General features: G+C 42.8%; 23 protein-coding genes. 10 read left to right on the top strand and 13 right to left on the bottom strand.

Going from position 1 to position 26265, the window contains the following annotated elements; translation table 11 throughout:
• Positions 1 to 7: 7 nt before the first annotated feature.
• The 9 genes from NT175_11595 to corA all read right to left on the bottom strand — a co-directional run bounded on the left by NT175_11595 (position 8) and on the right by corA (position 9270).
• Positions 8 to 955, bottom strand: a complete 948-nt coding sequence (locus tag NT175_11595) for a nitronate monooxygenase (GenBank protein ID MCX6235339.1) — start codon at positions 953 to 955, stop codon at positions 8 to 10.
• A complete protein-coding gene (locus tag NT175_11590) occupies positions 945 to 1232 on the bottom strand; it encodes a DUF4342 domain-containing protein (protein MCX6235338.1) in 288 nt (95 codons plus the stop codon). The genes NT175_11595 and NT175_11590 overlap by 11 nt, the downstream gene beginning before the upstream one ends.
• A 69-nt stretch (positions 1233 to 1301) precedes the next feature.
• Positions 1302 to 2549 carry a 3-ketoacyl-CoA thiolase gene (locus tag NT175_11585; protein ID MCX6235337.1) on the bottom strand — a complete coding sequence of 416 codons (1248 nt, stop codon included), beginning with the start codon at positions 2547 to 2549 and terminating at the stop codon, positions 1302 to 1304.
• Positions 2550 to 2579: 30 nt separating this feature from the next.
• A complete protein-coding gene (locus NT175_11580; GenBank protein ID MCX6235336.1) occupies positions 2580 to 3920 on the bottom strand; it encodes a 3-hydroxyacyl-CoA dehydrogenase family protein in 1341 nt (446 codons plus the stop codon).
• 69 nt (positions 3921 to 3989) lie between these two features.
• On the bottom strand, positions 3990 to 4757 hold the full coding sequence (locus NT175_11575) for an enoyl-CoA hydratase-related protein (protein ID MCX6235335.1): 768 nt from the start codon (positions 4755 to 4757) through the stop codon (positions 3990 to 3992).
• A 188-nt stretch (positions 4758 to 4945) separates the two neighbouring features.
• Positions 4946 to 6475, bottom strand: a complete 1530-nt coding sequence (locus tag NT175_11570) for a glycine--tRNA ligase (GenBank protein MCX6235334.1) — start codon at positions 6473 to 6475, stop codon at positions 4946 to 4948.
• 58 nt (positions 6476 to 6533) lie between these two features.
• Positions 6534 to 7193, bottom strand: coding sequence for a type II CAAX endopeptidase family protein (locus tag NT175_11565; GenBank protein ID MCX6235333.1), 660 nt, complete (start codon positions 7191 to 7193; stop codon positions 6534 to 6536).
• Between the two features lie 5 nt (positions 7194 to 7198).
• Complete coding sequence (gene menA / locus NT175_11560; GenBank protein MCX6235332.1) at positions 7199 to 8146, bottom strand: 1,4-dihydroxy-2-naphthoate octaprenyltransferase; 948 nt, start codon at positions 8144 to 8146, stop codon at positions 7199 to 7201.
• A gap of 59 nt (positions 8147 to 8205) precedes the next feature.
• Complete coding sequence (gene corA / locus NT175_11555; GenBank protein MCX6235331.1) at positions 8206 to 9270, bottom strand: magnesium/cobalt transporter CorA; 1065 nt, start codon at positions 9268 to 9270, stop codon at positions 8206 to 8208.
• 137 nt (positions 9271 to 9407) lie between these two features.
• Between corA and NT175_11550 the strand changes: the two genes are divergently transcribed.
• A complete protein-coding gene (locus NT175_11550) occupies positions 9408 to 10910 on the top strand; it encodes a HAMP domain-containing sensor histidine kinase (protein ID MCX6235330.1) in 1503 nt (500 codons plus the stop codon).
• Positions 10910 to 12046 (top strand): radical SAM family heme chaperone HemW, encoded by a 1137-nt coding sequence (gene hemW, locus NT175_11545; protein MCX6235329.1) that lies wholly within the window; start codon positions 10910 to 10912, stop codon positions 12044 to 12046. Before NT175_11550 ends, hemW begins: the two co-directional genes overlap by 1 nt.
• Here the strand turns inward: hemW and NT175_11540 are convergent, their stop codons facing one another.
• The gene (locus tag NT175_11540) at positions 12047 to 13120 is read right to left on the bottom strand and encodes an endonuclease/exonuclease/phosphatase family protein (GenBank protein MCX6235328.1); all 1074 of its coding nucleotides are present in this window, start codon (positions 13118 to 13120) and stop codon (positions 12047 to 12049) included.
• Positions 13121 to 13262: 142 nt separating this feature from the next.
• Between NT175_11540 and NT175_11535 the strand changes: the two genes are divergently transcribed.
• Entirely contained in the window at positions 13263 to 14807 is a 1545-nt protein-coding gene (locus NT175_11535; protein ID MCX6235327.1) for a GH3 auxin-responsive promoter family protein, read from the top strand.
• Between the two features lie 2 nt (positions 14808 to 14809).
• The gene (locus NT175_11530; protein MCX6235326.1) at positions 14810 to 15451 is read left to right on the top strand and encodes a LysE family transporter; all 642 of its coding nucleotides are present in this window, start codon (positions 14810 to 14812) and stop codon (positions 15449 to 15451) included.
• Between the two features lie 51 nt (positions 15452 to 15502).
• Here the strand turns inward: NT175_11530 and recJ are convergent, their stop codons facing one another.
• Positions 15503 to 17263: a single-stranded-DNA-specific exonuclease RecJ gene (gene recJ, locus NT175_11525; protein ID MCX6235325.1), complete on the bottom strand. Its 1761-nt coding sequence runs from the start codon at positions 17261 to 17263 to the stop codon at positions 15503 to 15505.
• A gap of 191 nt (positions 17264 to 17454) precedes the next feature.
• On the opposite strand from recJ, the gene NT175_11520 reads away from it, so the two are divergent.
• Complete coding sequence (locus NT175_11520; protein MCX6235324.1) at positions 17455 to 17706, top strand: hypothetical protein; 252 nt, start codon at positions 17455 to 17457, stop codon at positions 17704 to 17706.
• A 40-nt stretch (positions 17707 to 17746) separates the two neighbouring features.
• Here the strand turns inward: NT175_11520 and NT175_11515 are convergent, their stop codons facing one another.
• Entirely contained in the window at positions 17747 to 18988 is a 1242-nt protein-coding gene (locus NT175_11515; GenBank protein MCX6235323.1) for an ABC transporter permease, read from the bottom strand.
• Positions 18989 to 19122: 134 nt separating this feature from the next.
• On the opposite strand from NT175_11515, the gene purH reads away from it, so the two are divergent.
• Genes purH through NT175_11495 form a run of 4 tightly spaced genes read left to right on the top strand, consistent with a single transcriptional unit; the run spans position 19123 to position 23149 of the window.
• Positions 19123 to 20649 carry a bifunctional phosphoribosylaminoimidazolecarboxamide formyltransferase/IMP cyclohydrolase gene (purH, locus tag NT175_11510; GenBank protein ID MCX6235322.1) on the top strand — a complete coding sequence of 509 codons (1527 nt, stop codon included), beginning with the start codon at positions 19123 to 19125 and terminating at the stop codon, positions 20647 to 20649.
• Positions 20650 to 20695: 46 nt separating this feature from the next.
• Entirely contained in the window at positions 20696 to 21718 is a 1023-nt protein-coding gene (locus NT175_11505) for a rod shape-determining protein (GenBank protein MCX6235321.1), read from the top strand.
• 44 nt (positions 21719 to 21762) lie between these two features.
• A complete protein-coding gene (gene mreC / locus NT175_11500) occupies positions 21763 to 22593 on the top strand; it encodes a rod shape-determining protein MreC (GenBank protein MCX6235320.1) in 831 nt (276 codons plus the stop codon).
• A gap of 46 nt (positions 22594 to 22639) precedes the next feature.
• Positions 22640 to 23149, top strand: a complete 510-nt coding sequence (locus NT175_11495; GenBank protein MCX6235319.1) for a rod shape-determining protein MreD — start codon at positions 22640 to 22642, stop codon at positions 23147 to 23149.
• A 3-nt stretch (positions 23150 to 23152) separates the two neighbouring features.
• Here NT175_11495 and NT175_11490 read toward each other — a convergent pair whose 3' ends face one another.
• A complete protein-coding gene (locus NT175_11490; protein MCX6235318.1) occupies positions 23153 to 24955 on the bottom strand; it encodes a Na+:solute symporter in 1803 nt (600 codons plus the stop codon).
• 197 nt (positions 24956 to 25152) lie between these two features.
• Here NT175_11490 and NT175_11485 point away from each other — a divergent pair, with 197 nt between their 5' ends.
• Complete coding sequence (locus NT175_11485; protein ID MCX6235317.1) at positions 25153 to 26256, top strand: DUF4369 domain-containing protein; 1104 nt, start codon at positions 25153 to 25155, stop codon at positions 26254 to 26256.
• Positions 26257 to 26265 lie beyond the last annotated feature (9 nt).

The raw sequence follows: 26265 nt of genomic DNA, 5'->3' as shown, positions 1-26265 counted from the left end.
CGGAATATTAAAAGGAAATATCAATCACTGTTTTTCTGGCAATCTCAAATTCAGTTATAATTTCCCTGATGATGGTTGATGCAGGTTTGATTTCATCAATAAGCGCCGACACTTGTCCTATCTCCAGTTCGCCTTCTGTAAGGTCTCCTTCAAATATACCTTTTTTAGCCCGTCCTCTTCCCAGAAGTTCTTTTAATTCTTCCACAGTGGCTCCGCTGTCTTCCATATCCTGTACCTTCCGGTAAAACTCATTTTTGATTATTCGTACCGGAATGATTTTTTTTAGTGTGAGAACAGTATCACCATCCTTTGATTCGAGAATTTTCTGTTTAAACGAAGGATGGGCCGAGGATTCCAGTGAAGCGGCAAAACGAGTGCCTATCTGAACGCCGTCGGCTCCAAGGGCCATGGCCGCCAGCATGGCATAGCCCGAACCGATCCCTCCGGCAGCAATCAATGGTACGGAGATGGCTTTTCGGACAAGAGGGATTAAAACCATGGTTGTCGTCTCCTCAATGCCATCGTGTCCTCCGGCTTCAAAACCTTCAGCAACTATAGCATCCACACCGGCCTCTTCACATTTCATGGCAAACTTAACATTTGACACAACATGGGCAACAAGGATTCCGTGTTCCTTTAAAAGGGAGGTATATTTTTTTGGATTACCGGCAGATGTAAAAACAATGTTCACACCTTCTTCGATGGCGATGGAAACCATTTCGTCAATCTGTGGATAGATAAGAGGCAGGTTAACGCCAAAAGGTTTACTGGTAGCGGCTTTGGTTTTTCGTACATGCTGTCTGAAAATGTCGGGGTACATAGAGCCCGCGCCCACTAAACCCAGGCCTCCTGCATTGCTCACTGCTGAAGCCAGCTCCCATCCGCTGCACCAGATCATGCCACCCTGGATGATGGGATATTGTATGCCAAATAATCCGGTAATCCTATTTTTCATCCGGCTTGTCAGGCTGCTTTTCTTCGGTATGATAAACCTCGATGGTATAATCGGCAGCCATGGCTGCAATAGCGCCGACAGCAGCAAACACCGGCAGGAGCACTGCTCCGACGACACCTACTGTAAGGGGAAATTCCATGATGGATTTACCCTGGTCGTTTTTAATGATGATACGGCGGACATTTCCTTCATGGATGACATCTTTGATTTTCCGCAGCAGGTCTTCGCTTTTGACCTTGAATTCCTCTTTCATTTCTTCATACTTCTTTTCTTCCATATGTTTTGAATTTATTGGTAATGGATTCACCACTGCACTCACTTTGAAAATGAGATGGCCAGGGTGAGTTTATTCTCCTCTTTTATATACTACAGAAACGACTGTTACATCATCACCACCCATATTGATGGTCATACCATAGGGTCTGGCGGGATCAATTGTAATTTGAGCCGCGCCGGCTTTACCGGTGAGCTGTTCCCAAATGGTGACAGCCTGATGCACTCCGGTGCCTCCTGTCGGATGACCCCATCCGATAAGACCACCTGTTGTATTCATGGGTATTTTACCATTCCGGGCTGTTTGGCCAGCGGCGATGAAGTCAGCTCCTTCGCCTGACCTGGCAAAACCCAGAGCTTCAACAGTCAATACGCCAGCAATGCTGAAACAGTCGTGGACTTCAATGGTAGCCAGGTCACTGATGGTAATGCCGGCCGACTCAAGTGCCTGCTTGGCTGCCTTTTTTATCGTTGTCAGCTCTGTTGGATCAGGTGGATCATTAGTGATATTCCTTTCGACCTGGGCCCATCCGACAATTTCAACGGCCTCTTTTGCGGGAATACCCACCCGCTGCAATCCTTCCTCTGAAACAATAGCAATTGCTGAAGCTCCATCCGACACCTTGGAGCAATCGAGCGCATTCAGGTTATCGACGAAGGTCTGTCCGTTAATTTTCATCTCGTGATAAAATTTTTCCAGGTCGTCGACTTTGTTTTCATATTCCTGTGCTGTCGGACAGAGCCTGGCATTTTCAATGGCATTGCGGAACCAGCGGGCCATACCTTTTCGTGTCCGTTCTTTTCCATATTTTTCATAGTAAGCTCCTGCCCTGTCGCTGAACTGGCCGGGGAAAAAGTAGGCATGACCGTTCTTTCTTTTCTGGAACCATCCGGCACCAGCCAGGATGTCAGCGCCATATATGGCTTTCATGGAATTCTGTACCTCCACGCCGACGGCGAGGACAACATCGGCTGTTTCCGACAATACCGACCGGATGCCGCTCATCAGGGCGAGAGCTCCGGAGGCGCAGGCACCTTCGGCACGGGTGCAGGGTTTCCATTGCAGACCTTCATCGATCATGGGTATAAATCCTGCCAGGTGACCCTGTTTATTAAAACGCGAGGCCATAAAATTACCTATCACACCTTCATCAACCTTCTCTGCTCCTCCGATCTGCTGTAATGTGCCCTGGCCTGCCTCACGGATGTAATATTCCAATCCCGGACGTGGTTTCTTGGGGTCAAATTCTTTACGGCCTGTTCCTAAAGAAACGGTGTTATAACCACCCACCATATAAACTTTCCTTCTCAACTTTTTCATACTAAGTCCTTTATATTATTAATTCGATATTTAATTGAAATAGTCATTTATAGGCCCATATGCATGGTAGAAACCTGTCAGCAAAACAGTATTGACATCATTTTCATTGAATGCGACCTTATCTGCCACCAGTTTTTTCCCGATCTCTTTTGAACGGGAACCATATTTTTTCGCCAGGTTGGCACCAAATGTCGTCATGGCATGCAGCTCATCAAAATAAGCCTTCAGCATGGCATCTTTCTTATCCCTGCTGAAATTCACCGCCTTCCAAGGTTTAAAGGATTGTGGCATGGGGCCAAGAATCGTGTCGCATTTATCTTTAAAATTGGATATGGGCATATATTCCTTTTTATCAAGATCATAGATTCCGACAGGTTTGCCTTTTTCATATTTCAGAAAGCCATCTTTCTGGGAGCCATCGGAATACTGTCCTCCTTTTATTCCAAGCTCCATCATTTTATCAAGAACGTCACTGTGAAGATCTTCATTTTTAAGGAATGGGTTCATAACCCGCATAATAAACTGGGTCACGTCAACACCGACATAATCGATCAACTGAAAAATTCCCATTGGTCTGACCATATAATCCTGTGTAATCCTGTTCATGATATAAACCGCCTCAACCAGAGGCATATCTTTGGAGAGCCGGAGAGCTTCGTTGATACCATGCAGAGCATCGCGAATGAAATGTCCGTTCCCGATAAAACCGGCGAAGTCGTTTGAAGGCACTATGACCTTGCGCAGGTTTTTGGCATAACTCCTGGCAAATTCCGCCATTTCGATGTTGGTGTCTCCGGTTACTATCACTTCGACAAGTTTCTGCACAGCAGGAGGATTATAAAAGTGAAAGCCAAGTATACGCCCGCCCAAACCAGCTTCATGCTCAATGATATGGATTGGCACTGATGAGGTGTTGGTAAAATACCACGGCTTGTGAGGATTGTTTTTATCGATCTGGGATAATAATTTGACCTTAAGGTCTTTGTCTTCGTTTATGGCTTCAAAGATTAGTGTGGAATCATAAGCCACTTCGATTTTAGTGACAGGCCTTACAATGTTAAGAACATCAAAAATATACTGATCTATGATCTCCATGTTTTCGATCAGGTCTTCCCTGTCGGCATATATTTTTCTGAGAAGCACTGATTTCTTTTCAGCCATCTTCTGCACTTGGGCTTTCAAGTACTTCATCAATCCCGACAATCCTGCCTGTGACACATCCACTGCGTTAAGGGTATAGGTTTTGTCTTTGTTTTCTGGTTTGAGGCTCAGGTCAGCCATTTCAACTGCTGTAAGCAATAATATTCCGCTGCCCATTTTCCCTGCTGCGCCCAGTACGGTTACATTCTGTAATCTTTCGTCGTAACTCATATAGTATGATTTTAGTTAATTATTCTTTGTTTCACCGCACTGAAGTGTGGTGTTGAAGTGTGGTGTTATTCACCAGTTTGGTTTACGTTTTTCGAGGAAGGCTTTCATTCCTTCTTCACCTTCATCTTTGAACTGGGAACCGAATAGTACCGATTCCTCATTACATCCTTCGTCGAATTCGCAACATATGCCCTGGCGTACTACATATTTAACTTTTTTCACTGCCTTTGGTCCCTTAGAGATAATGGTCTGTGCTATCTTAATCGTTTCGTCCATCAATTGATCGGGTTCGACAACTTTTTGAATCAGGCCAATTCTCAGGGCATCTTCAGCTCCAATCATCTCACCGGTCATCAGCAGATAAAGGGCATCGGCGAGGCCGACCAAACGCGGAAGGCGCTGTGTGCCTGCATAACCCGGTATCATGCCAAGGTTTACCTCTGGCTGACCAAACCTGGCTTTTGAACTGGCAAGACGGAAATCACAAGCCATGGCGAGTTCAAGTCCCCCACCAAGAGCATAACCATTGATGGCAGCAATGACTGGTATCTCCATAGTCTCCATCCTCCGGAATGTATTTTGTCCTGTCCTTGAAAATCCTTCTCCTTCATCGGGGGTCATATTGACCATTTCAGCAATATCAGCACCGGCGACAAAAGCTTTGCCCGCACCTGTGATGATCATCACCCTGACAAGCTTATTTGACGAAACCGTAAAAACAACATGATCCATTTCTTTGAAAAACCTCGAATTCAAAGCATTCAGGGCTTCCGGGCGGTCGATGGTGACAATGGCTATGCCATCCTTGATGTCAACCTTCAGGTTTTTGTAATCCATTGGCAAATTAACTTAGATTCCAGATAGACTCGTGTCGAAAAACAGGGTGAATTATCCCCTCACAAATATAAAAATATCTGAATCACTGCCAAAATTTTTACAGGAAACCTTATGCAGGAAAAGTAAAGTAAATGATCCTAAGAAAGTTTCAGTCAATAGTAACTTTTACAGGATATTCTTAGATAAGATCAGCAATACTCGGTTTTGAGTCTCTTCTGGACCACAGTCGAAACATTTTGAACAGGAATCCTGTCCTGTGTCATACTATCTCTTTCACGGATTGTGACTGTATTATCCTGGAGGGTCTGATGGTCAATGGTAATGCAATAAGGTGTGCCGATGGCATCCTGTCGTCTGTAACGCCTGCCGATAGCATCCTTTTCCTCATAAAAGCACATGTAATCGAATTTCAATGTATCCATGATTTCACGGGCTTTCTCGGGCAGGCCGTCTTTCTTAAGTAAGGGAAGGACAGCCACTTTGACAGGAGCCAGAAATGGAGGTATGTGAAGTACAACACGTTCAGAACCATCTTCAAGCTTTTCTTCATGGTAGGCATGACTCAGCACAGCCAGAAATGTCCTGTCAAGACCGATGGATGTTTCGACGACAAACGGCACATAACTGGTATTCAGGTCAGGGTCAAAATACTGAATCTTTTTACCTGAAAATTTTTGATGTGAGCCAAGATCATAATCTGTCCGGGAATGAATACCTTCGATTTCCTTAAAACCTATCGGGAACTCAAATTCTATATCAGAGGCGGCATTGGCATAATGTGCCAGTTTCTCATGATCGTGAAAACGGTATTTTGTAGCAGGTATGCCTAATGACAGGTGCCACTTCATCCTTTCTTTCTTCCAGTAATCAAACCATTCAAGTTCATCACCGGGTTTGACAAAAAACTGCATTTCCATTTGTTCAAATTCTCTCATACGGAAGAGAAACTGCCGTGCAACGATCTCATTTCTGAAAGCCTTGCCGGTTTGGGCAATGCCAAATGGTATTTTCATTCTGCCTGTTTTCTGAACATTGAGGAAATTCACGAAGATGCCCTGGGCTGTTTCAGGTCGCAGGTAAATCTCGCTGGCTTCTTCACTGAGTGATCCAAGCTGTGTGGAGAACATCAGGTTGAATTGCCGTACTTCTGTCCAGTTTTTAGTACCCGAAATCGGGCAAACGATCTCCAACTCTTCAATAAGTTGCCTGATACCAGGCAAGTCATTGCCGTCCATGGCTTTATAGAGACGTTTAGCTATAGCATTGCGCTGGGATTTCAGCTCAAGCACACGCGGAAAAGTGGTCATGAATTTCTCCTGATCGAATGCATCTCCAAAGCGTCTGGCAGCTTTTTCCGCTTCCTTTTCAATCTTCTGCTCAATTCTGGCCATATAATCTTCAACCAGCACATCGGCACGGTAACGCTTTTTTGAGTCCTTATTGTCGATCATCGGATCACTGAAAGCATCAACATGGCCTGAGGCTTTCCATACCACCGGGTGCATGAAAATGGCCGCATCAATACCGACTATGTTCTCGTGGTATTGCACCATAGCCCTCCACCAGTGGTTTTTAATGTTCGTTTTCAGTTCCACACCATGCTGGCCATAATCATACACAGCACTTAATCCATCATATATCTCGCTTGAAGGAAACACGAATCCATATTCCTTCGAATGGGAAATGATCTTCTTGAAAAGTTCTTCGTTATTTATCATGTCGCAAAAATAGATTATTTCTCAACACCACTCCTTAACATCATATTTCAATATAATATCAATAAAAGGGGAACACTATGAACACAGCGACGTCCCACAGGGTATGACTGATCATGTTGACTACCATCGACTGGTAACGCAAATAAAGCCATCCCCAAAAAAGGCCACAAACCAATGCAGCCACAACAAGCATAATGTTGCCGCTGGCGAGATGCACACCTGTATAAATCACCATGGTGAGGTTAAATCCTATCATTTTCCCAAATTTTAATGACAGGTTCCTTTGCAAAAATCCCCGCCAGAGTAATTCCTCACCAGGGCCGATCAGGAGCACCATTAAAACAACAATTCTCAGCGGTGCAGCCCCTCCCTTAAATGCATATATTTTGCCGATTTCCTGACCGGCAAAACCGAGTATATGACGCGATAAAATGTCCCCGACAAAGAACACCGCATAAAGAATGACTGCCGATAGAATTCCGGTAATTAGTTTTCTGATAAAATCGGTTCCGATATCTTCTGAAAGTATGAGCCTGTAATTTCTTTCCATCAGTAAAGCCAATCCGATCAAAACGACCAGGTTTGAGCTCATCCACCACCAAAAATCGAAACCACCGATAGTCCTTATGACGAACAAGGGTACAAACATGAATATGGCCAGTAATGTAAACGGGAATAGATACACCTTACCGGACCAGGAATTCATGGGTTTATTCATTACTGTTAATTAATGAATGCATAAATAAATAATGACAGTGTACAGAGTATGCCAAAGGCCAGGTTGAGTGTGGCTGTTGCACCATCGAGGGTAATAAAATCCATGGGTTTTTTAGGATGAAACCGGCTAAGGGCCTTACGCCACAGGATAATGGCCAGGGGCAGGGCAAAGATGACAATAATGAAGGGCAAGGGCATGGCCGGAATGTTTGGCGAGATAAGGCGGGGAATAAAAATAAAGCCATAAATGATGATAAACGGACCAAAAATCAGGAAAGCATAATACCGCAACGATCCTTTATCACCGAGCAACGAAGCCACCGTGAAGATCTTTCCCTGATTATCCGATGCAATATCCCGCCAGTTATTGGCATGAAGAATGGCTATGACCAGGAGTGCCATAGGGACAGCCCAGAGAGCCGGTATCCATGAAAATGTGCTGCTTTGCACATACCATGCCCCAAGAGAGCCCAGGATACCAAAATTCATGAATACAGCAAAATCCCCGAATGCATGGTATTTAAGGGCGATTTTATCACCGAGTGTATAGAAAATTCCTATAATAAGTCCTGTTATGCCGATCACCAGTAAAAAATAACCGCTGAGCCATGTTAGAATAAGGCCAATGATGGTACCAGTGACAAACAACAGTATGGATACCCGCTTGGCTTCCATGGGGGAAAGGATACCCCTGACAATACCTCCGCTGACAGGTGTCGGCACAGTATCAAGACCCTTCCGGTAGTCGGTTATGTCGCTGAGAATGTTTGCAGCGGAGTGCAGGATGACCATACCCAGCAAGGCCAATACAAACACTCCGGGCCGGAATGGATAATTGCCGTAGAGTGCCGCCAGCACAGTACCGAAGATCACCGGCATGGTTGAAGCCGGCATGGCAAAAGGCCGAATGGATATCCACCATTTTTTCAGTGTCGGCGTATTCAGTGCATTCATCAGTATACAGATTGATTTTTATTTTTAAAAAAGTGCACAAAGATAAAGGAAAATCTTGTCTAGAACCATCTCTTTCTTTTCATGTAGATATACATTCCAATGCCAATTGCAACCATGATAGCCAAAATAAATGGGTAGCCCAGCTTCCAGTTAAGCTCCGGCATGAACTGGAAATTCATGCCATAAATGCCGGCTACCCAAGTAAGGGGAATAAATATGGTAGCGATCATGGTGAGTGTCATCATGATGTTGTTCATCCGGTTTGCATTGTTCGATACATGAAGATCCATCAGGCTGTTTATTGTTTCCCGGTAACTTTCAATGGATTGTACGAAGTGACTCAGGTGATCTAATATATCAGCGAAATAGGTATAAGTCTTGGGATTGATCAGCACCGTTTCTTCAATGATCAGCCTTCTGAATTCATCTGTAAAAGGGAAAATGGTTTTTTTCAGAAAAATGAGCTTCTTTTTATGGCTCATGATGATCTCGGCCATCTCATTGGAGGGTCTGTGTATCAAATTGTCCTCAAGCTGTTCAATTGATTCCTCCAATGTGTCAAGAACCAGATAATAATGATCCACAATATTATCGATCAACCTGTACAAAAGGTAATCGCACCCCTTGCTGCGTATCTTACCCTGACTTTTTAGTATCCTGTCCCTGATCTGGTCAAATGAATCACCGGGTTTTTCCTGGAACGACAGGATATAATCCTGCCCCAGGATCATACTGATATGCTCTGGTACAATGACATCATTCTCCACATCATATTCCAGAAATTTTAATGTTAAGAAAAGGTATTGATCATTATCCTCTGCTTTAGGGAGGTGTTCCGCATTGCAAATATCCTCCTGATGCAAAGGATGGATAGCGAAATGGTCACAAATTTGCCCGATGACCGTAAGGTTTCTGAACCCGGTGACATTGATCCAGTTGATCATGCCAGGTTTTATTTCCTTTAATATCAATGATGGATCATCACTTTGTATCCTGAAATGCCTGGTTTCATCATATTGGATTAATTCCAGTTGCGTTTCATACTGTGTTCTTTCTCCTGTATAAACGAGCGTTCCTGGTGGAGTTCCGGCTGTTTTGCTTAATTTTACATTTAAAGTGGACATATAGTATTTTTGATTTTTAAAAGTACAACAATAGTGATATTCTCCATTATTTTTCTAACTTTCAGCGGTCATTTGGCTTTGGAAGTGATACTATACTTTTATCGCTTCTTTATCGTTCAATACAAAATAAGAAAACATTGAGCATTTATAAGCAAAAAAAGCGTTGGAAAATACTCCTGTTTATTATCGCTGTTCTGATTGTCACCGGATCATTGTGGTATTCCAACATTATGGTCAGGAAAATTGCCGAGAAAGAACGTCAGAATATCAGTATATGGGCTGATGCTGTCCAGCGCAGAGCCGATCTGGTCACTTACACACAGGAATTCTTCAAATCTATTGAAGATGAGGAACGCAAGCGTGTCGAGCTATTGGCCGAAGCCACACAACGGCTGGTCCTTGCCGAAAACTCTGAAGAGCTGACCTTCTATTCCGAGATCATCTCGGGGAACACCACCATTCCGGTCATTCAAACCGATGCAGAGGGAAATATCATCGGTGTGAAAAATATAGACTTTGATACATCCCTGATTAAAAAATTAGAGGGTGAATTACAAAAAGAGTTTTCTATTTATGAACCTGTTACAGTGGACGTTTTTGGCAATATTTCCTACCTCTATTATAAAGATTCACGGACATATACAGAGATAAGGGCTTATCTTGATGACCTTGTTCAGTCGTTCATTTCAGAAGTTGTGCTGAATTCCGTATCCGTGCCGGTTATCATTACCGACAGCACGAGAAAAAAAGTTCTTGAATATGGTAACCTTGACCCGCAAAAGATGAAAGAACCGGCCTTTTTAAGCAAAACGATTGAGGAGATGTCATCACAGCATGATCCTATTGTCATCGATTTTGCCGGCCAGGGAAAACGGTATATTTTCTGGAAGGATTCCTATTTGTTGACACGATTACGGTTTTATCCGGTTGTCCAATTCGGGATTATCGGTGTGTTTTTACTTATTGCCTATCTGCTTTTCAGTACAGCCCGCAAGTCGGAACAAAATCAGGTGTGGGTGGGGATGTCAAAGGAAACAGCTCATCAGCTCGGTACTCCCTTATCTTCAATGATGGCATGGATAGAGCTGCTAAGATTAAAACAAATGGATAATGACATTATATTGGAACTGGAAAAAGATATCCAGCGGCTGGAAATCATTACCGACAGGTTCTCCAAGATAGGCTCGCCGGCTAAACTGATACCTGAAAACATTGTTAAGGTCATTTATGATTCTATTGACTATCTCAAACCCCGGACATCAAAAAAAATCATTTATAAAGTCAACCTGACACCAAAAAAGGAGATCATTGCCCCACTAAACATTCACCTTTTTGAATGGGTTATTGAAAATCTATGCAAGAATGCCATTGATGCCATGAATGGCGTAGGTTCCATTAATATTGACATAACTGAGGATAATAAGCACGTTTATGTTGATATCACCGATACAGGCAAAGGTATCCAGCGAGCGAACCATAAAGATGTCTTCAACCCGGGATTCACAAGTAAAAAAAGAGGCTGGGGCCTCGGGCTGTCCCTTTCACAACGAATCATCAGAGATTACCACAAAGGACGCATATACGTCAAACAATCCGTGATCGATAAAGGTACAACATTCAGGATCGCTTTGAGGAAGTAATGGCCGGCATTTATATACATATCCCTTTCTGCAAACAAAAATGTTATTATTGTAACTTTTTTTCCGTCGCCTCCGCGAAATACAGGAAAAACTTTACTGATTCCCTTTTGAAAGAAATCACGCTGCAAAAAGATTATCTGGAAGATGAAGAAATCCACAGCATTTATTTTGGCGGAGGGACACCTTCTCTTTTAAATCCATCAGAAATAAGCAATATCATCGGTGAATTACGAAAAGTACATCGAATAAATCAATCAGCAGAGATAACTTTGGAAGCAAATCCTGATGAACTCAGCAGGGAGTATCTGAAAGAGCTCCATCTGACGCCGGTCAACCGGTTAAGTGTCGGTATACAATCTTTCCACCAGGAGGATCTGATTTACCTGGGACGAGTACATGACTCCCGACAGGCTATGGATTGCATTCATGACGCATTGGATACAGGATTTATCAACCTGAGCGTTGATCTGATCTATGGCATGCCCACTCTAATCAGTGAAAATTGGATTAATAATCTTGACCGCGCTGCCTCATATGGTATACCGCATATTTCTGCCTATGCTCTGACCATCGAACCAAAAACCGCTATACACCATTATATTAAGCAGGGAAAAATATTGCCGGTGACCGAAGAGCAAGTCATCAGCCATTTTAATATTTTATGTGACACTATGTATAGGCATGGCTATCAGCATTATGAGATATCCAACTTCTGCAAGGAGGGTTGGTACTCACGTCATAATACCAGCTACTGGCAAGGGAAAAAATATCTTGGCTTAGGCCCATCATCCCATTCTTTCAATGGTCATTCCCGACAATGGAATATCGCTCATCTTGGTCAGTATATTCAGTCGATTGACTTGGGAACCGTGCCTTGTGAATGCGAAATCCTTACACTAGTTCAAAAATATGATGAATATATTATGACTTCCCTGCGGACGATGTGGGGATGTGACCTGAATATCATCAAGGAGAATTTCGGAGAAGTATATCTAACGCACTTCATGTGTGAGGCAAAAGAGTATCTGAATTCCGGTATGATCTTCCAGGAAGGCAGCAGGATTGTTCTGACCCGCAAGGGGATTCTCATTGCCGACCGGATCGCTTCCGATCTTTTCATGGCCGATGAGGGATGACTATTTTATCAGCCTGATTTTTAGATAAACCGGTTGATGGTCGGAGAAGGTAAAACCATCAGCGAGAGTTTTAACATCGATGAGTTCGATGTTTGGCGACAGGACAAAAAAGTCAATGATGGTCGTTTTGGTCTTACCATGTACATATGGTTCGTTAACATCCCTGTTTGTTGGTTGTGACGGGTCAAAAGCCCATTGCCACCCGGGGGGGAGGAAGTTCATCGGAATGGAAGGATCGATTTTTTTCACTATATCGTCCGACGTTATCAGGTGTTCATTAAAAGGAAGCGGATTTTGGTTCCAATCGCCGCCAATGATCATATAATTCCCTTTGGCATATTCCTTTTCCATGACTGTCCGGAGAATTCCCAGTTCTTTATCGCGAAGCATTGCAGCATCGGCAAAAGCTGAATTATGGGTATTTATCACCACCAATTCATGACCATCTGAATTCTTATATCGCGCTATGAGGTAACATCTGTCAAGCATGAATAGTTTCTTCGGCCATGAATAATCCGATCGAAAACTATGACGCGATGCCCCTAAGGGTGTAAAATGGCTCAGTGTCATTATTCCAGCCCTGACATATCCCATAGGCTTTTCAACAGGAACAGGCACAAACTTCGAATAATAATTTATGGCAAACATTGAGGCATAAGCAGGGAAGACTTTAACAATGGCCTCCACCTGATTTGTATAATAACTTCTTTTTGCCCGCTGGTCTACCTCCTGAAGCAGAAGAAAATCGGATGATTTAATATTTTTCAGGGTGTTAAGAATACCTTCCTGGTATTTCGAATAATCTGCATATGAGGGCCTTACCTGGTTCCCGCCTTCATAAAAGAAGTCCATTTTCTGACCAAGACCGGCATATCCGATATTCCATGTTATCAGAGACAATGTATCATAATTGTCGTTATAGGATATTCCCTCACCTGTAATTTTAACCGGTTCCTCCAATCCGGGATTATAATCACTGATGGTGAACCAACATAGGATGGCGACGAATGCCAGAATACATATTATAATTATCCACAAAACCATTTTTATAAGGAGTCTTAAAATTTTAATCATGACTAGTATTTTATGCATAAAGGTAACCATATTCCAAGCTTAAAAGTGCATGTCATGACCTTCATAGATGAAAAATCCTCCAAAGGGACTGACATCCAGTACAAGTATTTTTTTTATTTTTACATCACTATAATTAAGAACTATGCTTATCCTGGGAACCATCATAAAAAAAGCCATTGAAATAAGAAGCCGGCTTCCATATGAAACCAGGAAGACAGACGCATTCCATGCCCAGCAGAGGGTACTCAGAAGACTGTTGCGTAAAGCTCAGTTCACTCATTTTGGAGAACATTATGGTTTTGATGATATCTTAAAGCAGGATGACCTGATTAAGGCTTTCAGGGAACGAGTGCCATTACACGATTACAACTCCATTTTTAATAATTGGTGGTACCGTTCGCTGAATGGTGAGCCATATATAACATGGCCGGGCAGTGTAAAATATTTTGCATTAAGCTCGGGCACTTCCGAATCGTCGAGCAAACACATCCCTGTCACCTCCGACATGCTGCGGTCTATTAAAAAGACAAGCATCCGGCAGCTTCTGTCACTGGCCAAATATGATTTCCCGACTGAATTCTATGACAAGGGCGTGCTTATGCTGGGCGGCAGCACCCATCTGCAGTATAATGGCAACTATTATGAAGGTGATTTATCAGGTATTTCAGTCAGCACTATCCCTTTTTGGTTTCAACATTTTTATAAACCGGGACGAAGAATATCCAAAGAGCGTGACTGGACGACAAAGCTGGATGAGATCATTAAAAAAGCCGACCAGTGGGATATAGGAGTTATTGTTGGAGTGCCGGCATGGCTTCAGATATTACTCGAAAGAATAATCAGCTATTATAGCCTCAGAACCATTCACGATATTTGGCCGAATCTTTCCATTTATGTTCATGGTGGCGTTTCATTCGAACCCTATTTGAAAGGCTTTGAAAAATTACTGTCCAGACCTCTTACATACCTTGAAACCTATCTGGCATCAGAGGGGTTTATCGCATACCAGAGCCGGACAAATGCCAATTCCATGCAGATGGTGCTCGACGACGGCCTTTATTTTGAGTTTATTCCATTTACTGACCAGAATTTCTATAGTGACAGTGGGCTCCGGCCGGATGCCGAAACATTGACCATCAAGCAGGTGGAAGCAGACAAGGAATATGCTTTGATACTCAGTTCCAATGCCGGGGCATGGCGTTACCTTATAGGTGATACCATTAAATTCACTTCCAAAGAAATGAATGAAATCATCATCACCGGTCGTACTAAACACTTTCTGAATATATGCGGTGAGCACTTGTCGCAGGATAACATGAACCGTGCAGTCAGGATGCTTGAGGATGAGTCCAATATCGAGATCAGGGAATTCACCGTTACAGGTGTTAAATATGGCTCCATGTTTGCACACAAATGGTATCTGGGAACCGATAATCCTATTGATCCCAAACTGGCAAAAGAAAAAATCGATGCATACCTGAAAATTCTTAACGACGATTACCGCGTTGAACGCATCGCAGCCATAAAAGATATCTTCATCGAAATCCTTCCATCTGAAATATTTTACAACTGGATGAAACGATGTGGAAGAGAAGGTGGTCAGAATAAATTTCCAAGAGTGTTAAAAAATAAAGCCCTGTCAGACTGGGAAAACTATTTACAAACCCTTAAAAACAAATCTGATTAACTATGATTGACATGTTGTTCGAAGGCATTATTCTCGGGATCCTCATTTCCATAACCATCGGACCGGCATTTTTTACAATTGTTCAAACCGGCATACATCGGGGATTTTCTGCCGGTTTGATCATGGCTATCGGCATTTCTCTGAGCGACATCGCTCTTATTACCATCAGCTACCTTGGTGCTTCCATTGTTCTTTCGAATCCTGAAAACAAACTTTATATCGGACTGATCGGAGGAGTCGTCCTGATCATCTTCGGTATTGTGACGTTCAGACGAAAACCGGAAATATTGCTCAGGCGCAGCAGCAAAAATAAAACACCTCTTAAAACACCGGGACCGCTGACATTTTTCTTTAAAGGATTCTTTATGAATATCCTTAATCCTTTCCTGTTACTATTCTGGTTGACGGTTATGAGTTGGGTCACAGCCAAGGCTGAACCCGGGAAATTGCTCAATTATGCCATACCTTTTTTTTCGGCGGTTGTGGGAACTGTATTTTGTTTCGACCTGCTCAAATCGTTCATCGCAAACAAAATAAAGAACTACCTTAAGCCCAGGAATTTACTATGGATCAATAGAATTGTCGGAATTTCACTGATCATTTTCGGTATCATTCTGATCGTAAAAGTCATCTTCTTTAAGTAATTATCCGAAACTGAAATTATTTGAAATATCCTGGTTCAGCGGTATTCCGTATCAGGAGGGTGACTCATTGCGGCGGATATCTTTGATATTCAGCTGCAATGTTATATTCCCATTCCATTCATTTTCCTCTATGTTGTAACAAATATCAAAGGGCAGGTTTTTTTCGATATAATCATAATAATCGCCCAGCTGGAAAGCTATGGCTGAATAGGGAAAACTCCTTATTTCGGGATGGGTCACGGTCAGCTTCAAATGATTTTTCCCGACTTTTCTCGCATAGCCCGTATCCGCCACACCAGTGGTCAGAAAAACAGGTTTCATGTTACCCGGGCCAAATGGCGCAAACTGGTTGAGAACACGGTAAAATTTATTGGTTATTTCATTCAAATTGATTTTAAGATCAACCTCAATTTCCGGAACCAACATATCATCGGTAATATGCGTTTTGACATATTCCTCAAAACGGTCGCAGAATTTTTCCAGGTTTTCGGGTTTTAATGACAGACCGGCAGCATACTTATGTCCGCCGAAATGTTCAAGCAGATCGCTGCATGCATCAATCGCTTCATAAATGTCATAATCCTTGATTGACCTGGCCGACCCGGTAATTAATCCATTGGTTTGGGTCATAACGATAGTCGGACGGTAATAGGTATCGGTTAATCGTGATGCGACGATACCTACAACGCCCTGGTGCCATTCAGGGTGATAAACCACAGTGGTTTTCTTATTGATCAACCGTTCATCACTGGAAATGATCTCCAGAGCCTGTTGTGTAGCGAGAGCATCAAGGTTCCTGCGTTCTGTATTAAAAGCATCGATCTGCTCGGCCAGTTTACGAGCATAAACGATATCATCACTGACCAGCAGCTCGACGGAGTTCCGTCCACTTTCAATGCGTCCTGCTGCATTTATCCGTGGGCCTATCAGAAATACGAGATCGCTGATACTGAGTTCGCGGTTAAAAATAAAATTTGATGGATTATCGGTATCTTCTTTACGAAAAATGTTGCAGAATTTAAGGATAGCTTCAAATGCCGGCCGGGGATCGGAATTGATGAGGCGAAGGCCATGGTAGGCCAGAATCCTGTTCTCCCCCGTGATAGGCACGATATCAGCTGCAATACTGACAACGACCAGGTCGAGATATTTTTCCAGTTCAGAAAAAGGAATATTTTTCTTTATGGCAAAGGCTTGAATAAGCTTAAAACCAATGCCGCAGCCTGATAGCTCTTTATAGGGGTAGGTGCAATCTTCACGTTTGGGGTCAAGCACGGCATAGGCTTCAGGAAGTATCTCTCCCGGACGGTGGTGATCGCCAACGATGAAATCTATATTCCTGTCTTTGGCAAACCGGATCTTTTCAATAGCCTTAATACCACAATCCAAAGCAATAATCAGAGTAAAATCATGCTGACCGGCAAAATTTATCCCCTGGTACGAAATACCATATCCTTCAGTGTATCTGTCAGGGATATAAAAATCAACGTTTGAGTAAAATTTCTTCAGGAAAGTATATACCAAAGCCACCGCGCTGGTGCCATCCACATCATAATCACCATATACAAGAATCTTCTCATTCCTGCTAATGGCCAGTTCGATGCGGTCAATGGCCCTGTCCATGTCCTTCATCAGAAAAGGGTCATGGAGCTTGGAAAGGTTTGGCCGAAAAAATTCCCTCGCATCGTCAAAGGTGAAAATACCTCGTTGCACCAGTAAATGTGCAATATTGTAATCAATATTTAACGCCTGGATTAAATGATCAACCTTCTCATAATCACCAAGTTTTTTTAATACCCAGCGCTTTTTCATGATCTGTCTTTTGTTTGTAAAGTTAACTAAACTCCTTATCAAAAGTGAGTCTGCAGAAATAAATATTTTGGACTCACGATCATTCCCATATCGTTTGACTGACTTACCTATTTATCAGGAATTTATCTCTTTGTGACCCTGCTTATTCATTATTTCCCGGGAGATCAATTTTTAATATTTTTGTTTTGCCTATGCGACAAGTACCTAAATATACTTTCCACTATTTTGCCGGTGATATCCGATTATGGATCATTCTATTCTTTTTACTACGGCTCTATGGCATTACCAATCCTCCTCTTGAGTCGGCACATATCTGGCGGCAGGTTACTGTATTCATATACGGCTTTTTTTTCTACACTTATCCTATGGGTACTGGCATTTTTATATGGTCACAGGATTCCGGCAAGGATTTGCTGAAATACTTCAAAATCTCGGCAGGGTAGCTGAAAAATTTTACTAAGAATCCCGACTAAATTCCAAATTTCAAAAGGTGGATCTCATGGCTTTAACCGGATCTAGCCTCGCTGCGGAATAAGCAGGCATAAATCCAAAAATAAAACCAATAAATCCTGAAACAGCTAAGGCGAGAACAATATTTTTTACAGTCAGGATCAGCTCCATGTTAAGGACATCTTCTCCCAGCAAGGTGCCAAGAAAAACAAGGATAAGTCCCAGTATACCTCCGAAAATGGAAAGGAATACCGCTTCAAAAATATACTGCAGAAGGATGAAATATCTTTTTGCGCCTAATGATTTCTGAATGCCAATCTGGCTGGTACGCTCTTTAACTGACACAAACATGATGTTGGCAATGCCAAAGCCCCCGACAAGGAGAGAAAATCCCCCTATGATCCACCCGACTATTGAGATAACACCGAAGAGGTTTTCAATGAACGTAGTCAGCATGCTGATCTCATTGATCTCGAAACTGTTCTCGGCCGATGGCTTCAGTTTTCTTACTGAACGCATGATACCGGTCAGTTCATCCTTAAGTTCATCATTGGATACATTGGCTTTGGATTTTATGATAATGGTCATGCCTCTTTCCCGCATATCAACCAGATCTCTGGTAAATTGAACTGGCAAAAGCACAACATTATCATGCGAGTTGCCGAAGTTATCATTACCCTCTTTTTTGAAAACGCCGATCACTTCAACTTTTCTTCCCATCAGTGTGATTTTTCGTCCAACCGGATGTAAATTACCAAACAAGTTGGTCGCAATGTCATTTCCAATTACGGCAACGGCACGCCCACTGTTAGACTCGATATTTGTAAAATATCTGCCATCGTCCAGTTCAAAATGGATGACATTATTATAATCCTGCGAGACAGATGAAATATAGACATTATCAATATGCCTGCTTTCGAATTTCACTGTCTTGCTCAATCCAAATTCAATGGTTGCTGCTTCAGTACCCTGGCTTCTTTTCTCAATCTCCTTCAGCTCTTCGATCGATGGTTCAGGCCTGTTCCAGTACTTCCACCAGGGCATATTTGCATCACCTATCAATGGCCACTTGGTGATAAACAGAACATTGTCGCCCAATGACTCAAAACTTTTCTTGATAGACATTTCCATTGAATCAAAGACCGTAAAAACGGATATGATGGAAAATATACCAATGGTGATGCCCAACAGGGAAAGCAGTGTCCTCACCTTATTGACAATGATGGCATTGATGGCGAAAATAAAACTTTCGATGACCAGTTTGAACGCTAACATGCTTGATGGATATCGATGACAATGTCATCGCTCTGTAAAAGTACAAATTAAAACTAAAATAAAAGCGTGGTATTAATTGTTTCATGCCCCGATTTTTAATAAAATTGCACGAAATATCTTTTATTTATTGCCTGATGGAGCAGCCAAAAAAAATCAATACAGCACTTATTTCGGTTTTTGACAAAAAAAACCTGGAAAAAGTCATCAGGACATTGGATGACCTCAGAATTAAAATCCTGTCGACAGGTGGCACATTCGATTATATAGAAAAACTGGGCATCAATGTCACATCAGTTGAATCCCTCACCAGTTACCCCAGTATTCTTGGGGGAAGGGTAAAAACATTACATCCCAAGATTTTCGGAGGTATACTGAACCGGAGAAACAATGATAATGACCAACAGCAACTCAATGAATTCGGCATACCGTTGATCGACCTGGTCATCGTCGACCTTTACCCCTTCGAGGAAACCATAAAATCCACTGATGATGAACATGAAATCATCGAAAAGATTGATATCGGTGGTATATCACTGATCAGGGCTGCAGCAAAAAATTACCAGGATGTTCTGGTGGTGCCTTCAACCACTTTTTATGATCAACTCATTCATTTATTAAATACCGGAAAGGGATACACGTCACTGGCCGACCGTAAGTATTTCGCCACCCAGGCCTTCAATGTTTCATCACATTATGACTCACTTATCTTCACATACTTTAACAATGACGGTGAAACAAAAGCGTTTAAACAAAGTATAATAGAAGCCAGCTCCCTGCGTTATGGGGAAAATCCACACCAGGCTTCTGTATTTTACGGGAAATTGGATGACGTTTTTGACAAGCTCCATGGCAAGGAGATATCCTATAACAATATTGGCGACTTGGATGCGGCTATCAGCCTGATCAATGAATTTGATGAAACCACCTTTGCGATCATCAAACATACCAATGCCTGCGGGGTAGCAAGCCGTTCATCTCTCGCCGGGGCATGGACCGATGCACTGGCAGGTGATCCGGTATCAGCCTTTGGCGGTGTACTCATCACCAATGCGGTTGTCGATACTGAAAGTGCAAGTGAAATAAATAAATTGTTCTTTGAAATCATCCTTGCTCCTGGCTATGAAAAAAACGCCCTCGATTTGCTGATGTTGAAGAAAAACAGGATAATTTTGCAGAAAAAGTCGTATACCTTCCCGGATAAGTACTTCCGCTCTGCATTGAACGGAGTGCTGGAACAATCAAAAGATATAAAGACCGAGTCGGTCGACGACATGCGAGTAGTGACCTTTGTCGCACCCGGTGATCAGGAATTGACCGATTTGGTCTTTGCCAATAAAATTGTCAAGCATTCCAAATCGAATGCTATTGTCCTGGCAAAAAACAAACAGCTATTAGGCAGCGGAGTCGGACAGACATCAAGGGTGGATGCATTGAAACAAGCCATTCAGAAAGCCCGTTCATTTGGATTTGATCTCAACGGGGCTGTCATGGCATCCGATGCTTTCTTCCCCTTTGCCGATTCGGTTGACATCGCATACAAGGCAGGTATATCCGCCATTGTTCAACCCGGAGGATCTGTGCGCGATGCCGAATCTGTCGACTACTGCAACAAACACCGGATGACGATGGTTTTCACCGGAACAAGGCATTTTAAACATTAACAGAGTTTTGGTTTTTGAGATATTGGAGAATTAAGGAGATTTTGATATGGGACTATTTTCGTTTCTTACAAAGGAAATCGCCATTGATCTTGGCACTGCCAACACGATCATCATTTATAACGACAAAGTGGTTGTTGACGAGCCATCTATTGTTGCCATCGAAAGAAGTACCGGCAAGGTCATGGCTGTTGGTAAAAAAGCTTTGATGATGCATGGCAAGACCCATGAGAACATAAAAACCATTCGTCCTTTACGCGATGGGGTGATTGCTGATTTCCAGGCTACCGAGGTGATGATACGTGAGATGATTAAAATGATCGGCATAAAGAATACCCTCTTCCCTCCGGCGCTTAAGATGGTTATATGTATCCCTTCCGGCATAACCGAGGTTGAAGAACGTGCTGTGAAGGACTCAGCCGAGCAGGCAGGTGCCAAGGAAGTGCGCCTGATCCATGAACCTATGGCCGCCGCCATCGGTATCGGTATTGACGTACTCGAACCCACAGGGAATATGATCATCGATATCGGAGGCGGAACAACAGAAATAGCTGTCATCGCCCTGGGAGGTATTGTCAACAATAAATCCATCCGTATAGCCGGCGATGATCTCAACGACGACATCCTAGAGTACATGCGTAAACAGCATAACATCAATATTGGTGAACGGACAGCCGAAAGGATTAAGATAGAGGTTGGCGCAGCTATGAGTGAGATCGATAATCCGCCAGATGATTTTGCAGTCCAGGGTAGGGATATGCTCACCGGCATCCCGAAAGAAATCAAGGTCAACTATGCCGAAATCGCCTATGCCCTGGATAAATCCCTTGCCAAAATCGAAGCTGCTGTGCTTAATGCACTTGAAATGACACCACCGGAGCTGTCGGCCGATATATTCCGCACCGGAATCTATATGGCAGGGGGTGGTTCTTTACTGCGTGGCATCGACAAACGGTTGCATCTGAAAACTAAACTCCCTGTCCACGTTGCGGATGATCCCCTCAGGGCTGTCGCACGCGGCACCGGCATTGCTTTGAAGAACTTTAACAAATTTCCGTTCCTGATCAAATAAAACAGGTCCCCGTTTGACCGCTTGATCACTGATTCTTTATAGTTATGAGGAACCTTCTTGCTTTCATCAGGAGATACCACTTTTTCCTCCTTTTTTTCATGCTGGAAATCTTCTCTTTTATTCTACTTGTGAATAATACCTATTATCAACGTGCCATGATCATCAAAACAAGCAACCGTGTCACCGGCAATGTTTACAAAACCTTTAATTCGATCTCTGAATATTTTTCGCTCAGGAAAACCAATAAATCTCTTGCTGATGAAAATGCCCGTCTTCATGATCTTTTGAAAGATGCATATATGGCTCGTAATGTGTCGACATACACAGTGAACGACACCATCTATCAGCAACGATACCAGTACGTTGCAGCAAAAGTTCTCGGGAACTCCCTGAATAAGCGTGATAATTTTCTGGTACTGAACAAGGGTCTCCGCCAGGGTATCACCAGTGAGATGGCCGTCATCTCCACTCAGGGTGTGGTCGGCATTGTTAAAGATGCATCTGATAACTTTTGCTCTGTTATATCTGTCCTGAATTCACAAAACCATATCAGTGCCAAAATCAAAAAAAATAACCAGAACGGAACAGTCATCTGGGATGGGCCTGACTACCGGTATGGGACATTGAAAGATATACCCGGGCATGTGTTGGTTGATATTGGCGATACCATCGTTACCAGCAGTTATTCCCAGATCTTCCCGGAAGGCATATTAGTAGGAACTATTTCTGACTACTCTCTCATTGAAGGTAATAACTTTTACAGCATCGAAATAAAATTTTCAGTGGATTATAACCAATTGGAATATGTTGAAGTGGTTAAAGATCTCATGAAGGGAGAGATAAAAAAAGTCAGAGATACATTTTCAGGAGATTAACTAACCGGATTTGACGTAATGACAATTAGCGGATAAAAGCATACGGATGTCGGTACATATCAAACATAGTATTCGTTTCATTATTCTTCTCCTGGTTCAGGTCACTGTATTGAATAGTGTCAATTTCAGCGGTTACCTCAATCCATACCTTTATGTACTGTTTATATTAATGCTTCCTTTTGAAATCCAGGGCTGGCTTTTACTGGCTTTATCGTTCATGATGGGTTTTAGCGTCGATATTTTTTCAAATACCCAAGGTATGCATGCCGCGGCATCTGTTTTTATGGCCTATTGCCGTCCATGGATTATTCGGTTAGTGGCCTCACCGAGAGAGGCCGAAGCCGGCATTCAGCCCTGCATCAGAGACATGGGATTCAGATGGTTTATATCCTATACTCTCATTTTGGTCCTCTTACATCATACCCTTTTATTCTACCTGGAAGCCTTCACTTTTAAACAGTTTTTTGTCACCCTGGTTCGGGTGCTGTTAAGCACACTCTTCACAACCGGCCTAGTCATCTTAAGTCAATATCTGTTTTTCATGAAGAAGAAGTAAGAGCTATTTTGCAACCTTCTCCCAACCCATTTTTTTCATGTTTCTGTATATGATTGCAGCACAAAGCAATGCACCTGCAAAATAGATAAGCGTAAATATGTATTCATGGAAGATAAGTTTCCCTATGCCGAACAGAAACAAGAGGACCATTGCTGCACCTGCAACCCAATTTACAAACAGGTATCTATAACCTGTATCTCCCTGTATTTCGGGTATTTGCCTGGATATCCTTTCCCAGCCCTTACCCCCCGGATGCACTCTGGCATAAAAAGATTTCAGCTGATCCTCAGACGTAGGTTTTGTGATAAAGGTAATAGTCAGCCAGATGAATGTTGACCAGGCGACAATGATCATCAGGCTGACTTCGAAACTTATACCATAGTATTTCAAAACCGGATATATGAAATAGGGGGCAATCATGGCTGATATCTCCGACCAGGCATTGATTCTCCACCAGAACCACCGCAGGATCAAGACAGGCCCGATACCTGCGCTGCATGCCAGGATAAATTTCCATGCGTCGCTGATCCTCTCAAATTGTGTGGTCACGATAAGAGAAAGAATCAACAGGAGAAAGGTGGTGATCCTTGATACCTTGATATAATACTTCTCATCACCTCCCGGTTTAATATATGGGCGGAACAGGTCATTAATGATGTAGGATGTACCCCAGACGGTCTGCGAAGCCAAAGTTGACATGTAGGCGGCAAGAAATGCGGCCAACAGGAATCCGACGAGACCTGATGGTAAAAAGTCACGGATGACCATGACATAGGCCGCACCTTTATCCGGTTCATTGGGATACAGTATCAATGTAGCAAGAGCGACGATGATCCATGGCCAAGGCCTGACAGCAAAATGAGCGATCTGAAACCATAAGGTAGCTAGCAGGGAATGTTTCTCATTTTTTGCCGACATCATGCGTTGAGCCACATAACCTCCGCCGCCAGGTTCTGCACCCGGATACCAGCTAGCCCACCATTGGATGCCAATATAAACAATGAAGGCTGTCAGGCTTAGCTTAAGGACATCTCCTGCTGTACCCAACGCTGTATGTGCATCTCCTACAACAGGTGTAAAATGAAATACCCATTCCGGCAACTTCTCCTTTAATCCGGCTATGCCTCCCACTTGAGGCGCACCCAATGCAAAAACAGCCAGCACGATGCAGCCTGTCATAGCAAAGACAAACTGAAATGAATCAGTAAATGATACACCCCATAAACCAGACAAGGATGAATATATAGCCACAAAAATCATGATACATCCCACAACCAGGAGATGTGATGTAAAGGTCATCCCTAAAAAAGACACCTCCGAAATGCCCAAAAAAGTCAGCTCAGGGAACATGACTTTTAATATTTTCGCCATGGCCAAGTTGACCCAGGCTATCACAATCATGTTCATGAATATACCGATATAAACCGCTCTGAAACCTCTCAGGAAATCGGCCGCTCGGCCTGAATAACGAATAGAGACAAACTCGCAGTCGGTGGTAATACCCGACCTCCGCCATAAACGGGCGAAGAAGAATACCGTCAGCATGCCTCCGAAAACCATGTTCCACCATAGCCAGTTTCCTGCGATGCCATTCTGGGCCACAAGCTCGGTAACAGCCAGGGGGGTGTCAGCCGCAAACGTTGTCGCCACCATACTTGTACCTGCAATATACCAGGGCAGGTTGCGCCCGGTTAAAAAGAAATCTCCCGTACTGCGACTGGCACGTTTCGACATGTAAATACTGATGGAAATACTCACCAGCAAGTATAATCCGATAATAATCCAATCCCACGACGATAGTATCATAAAACAAATTGTATAAATTGTTTGTAACTGGTTCCGGTTTATATGATCAGGCCAAATTAAAAAAAATCTGATAGCAAAAGAGCAAGCTCACTGACGAAATATGTTTAAAATTTTATATGTTCTTATAAAGAACTGGAAATTATTCCTATACTTGCAGAAAGTTTAATCGATAATATGTATAATTAATTCTATTCCAGATGAAAAGAATTTTGCTGGTTTTTGGGATTACCCTATTTATATTCTCCTGTTCCACAAAAAAAACAAACCTATACACTATCAATGGCACTATAGGAGGATTGAAGGACGGAAAGGCTTATATAGAAACACGAAAAGAAGGTGTCTGGGTCAAGCTGGATTCTACCAATGTCACCAATGGCACATTTACATTCACTGGTAACGTAGATATGCCGGTCAGGCACTTTATCACTTTTGAAGGGTTAAAAGCATATCTCCCGGTTTTTATTGAAAATTCCGTTATCACCCTCACCGGCCATATTGATAGTGTTGATATGGTTATGATTACGGGGTCAAAAGCTCAGGATGAATATGATTCATATGAAGAGGCATCTGCACCATACGACTTAAAACTTGATGATCTCTACGACCAGTATCAGAAAGCTAAAGATACGAACAACGATACGCTCATGAAGAGGCTGGACGCTGAAATAGAAACAGCTGATAATGAACAAATGGAGTTTTTGAAAAAATATATACTCGAACACACCAGTAGCATAATTTCACCTTACCTGGCCAGAAGCAATTCCTACATGTTTGAACTTGAGGATCTTGAACCTCTTGTCAATGCCTTTGATACATCGCTTGCCCGCACCGTATATGTCCAGGAACTGAAACAGCGTGTGGATGTGCTGAAGCGGGTGGTCGTCGGCCAGCCTGCCATTGATTTTACAATGAATGATACAGCGGGTAATTCCGTCACCCTGTCGTCATTTAAGGGGAAATATATATTAGTCGATTTCTGGGCCTCCTGGTGTGGTCCGTGCAGGGGTGAAAATCCAAATGTCGTGGCTAACTTTAATGCCTTTAAGGATAAAGGTTTTACCGTATTGAGCGTGTCGTTTGATAAAGAAAAAACAAAATGGGTGGAAGCTATTCAGAAGGATAAACTTACCTGGACAAACGTGTCGGACCTGAAATACTGGAGTAATGAAGCCGGAAAATTATACGGTATCAACTCTATTCCCTCCAATGTGCTTTTGAATCCCGAAGGCATTATCATTGCCCGGAATCTGAGGGGTGAAGAGCTGACGAAAAAGCTGAATGAGATTTTTCAGATCAAATAAAAATAAAAG

The organism is Bacteroidota bacterium (assembly GCA_026391695.1).
In the GTDB taxonomy this organism is placed as follows: Bacteria; Bacteroidota; Bacteroidia; order Bacteroidales; family JAGONC01; genus JAPLDP01.
This window is presented reverse-complemented; position numbering and strand designations above follow the sequence as displayed.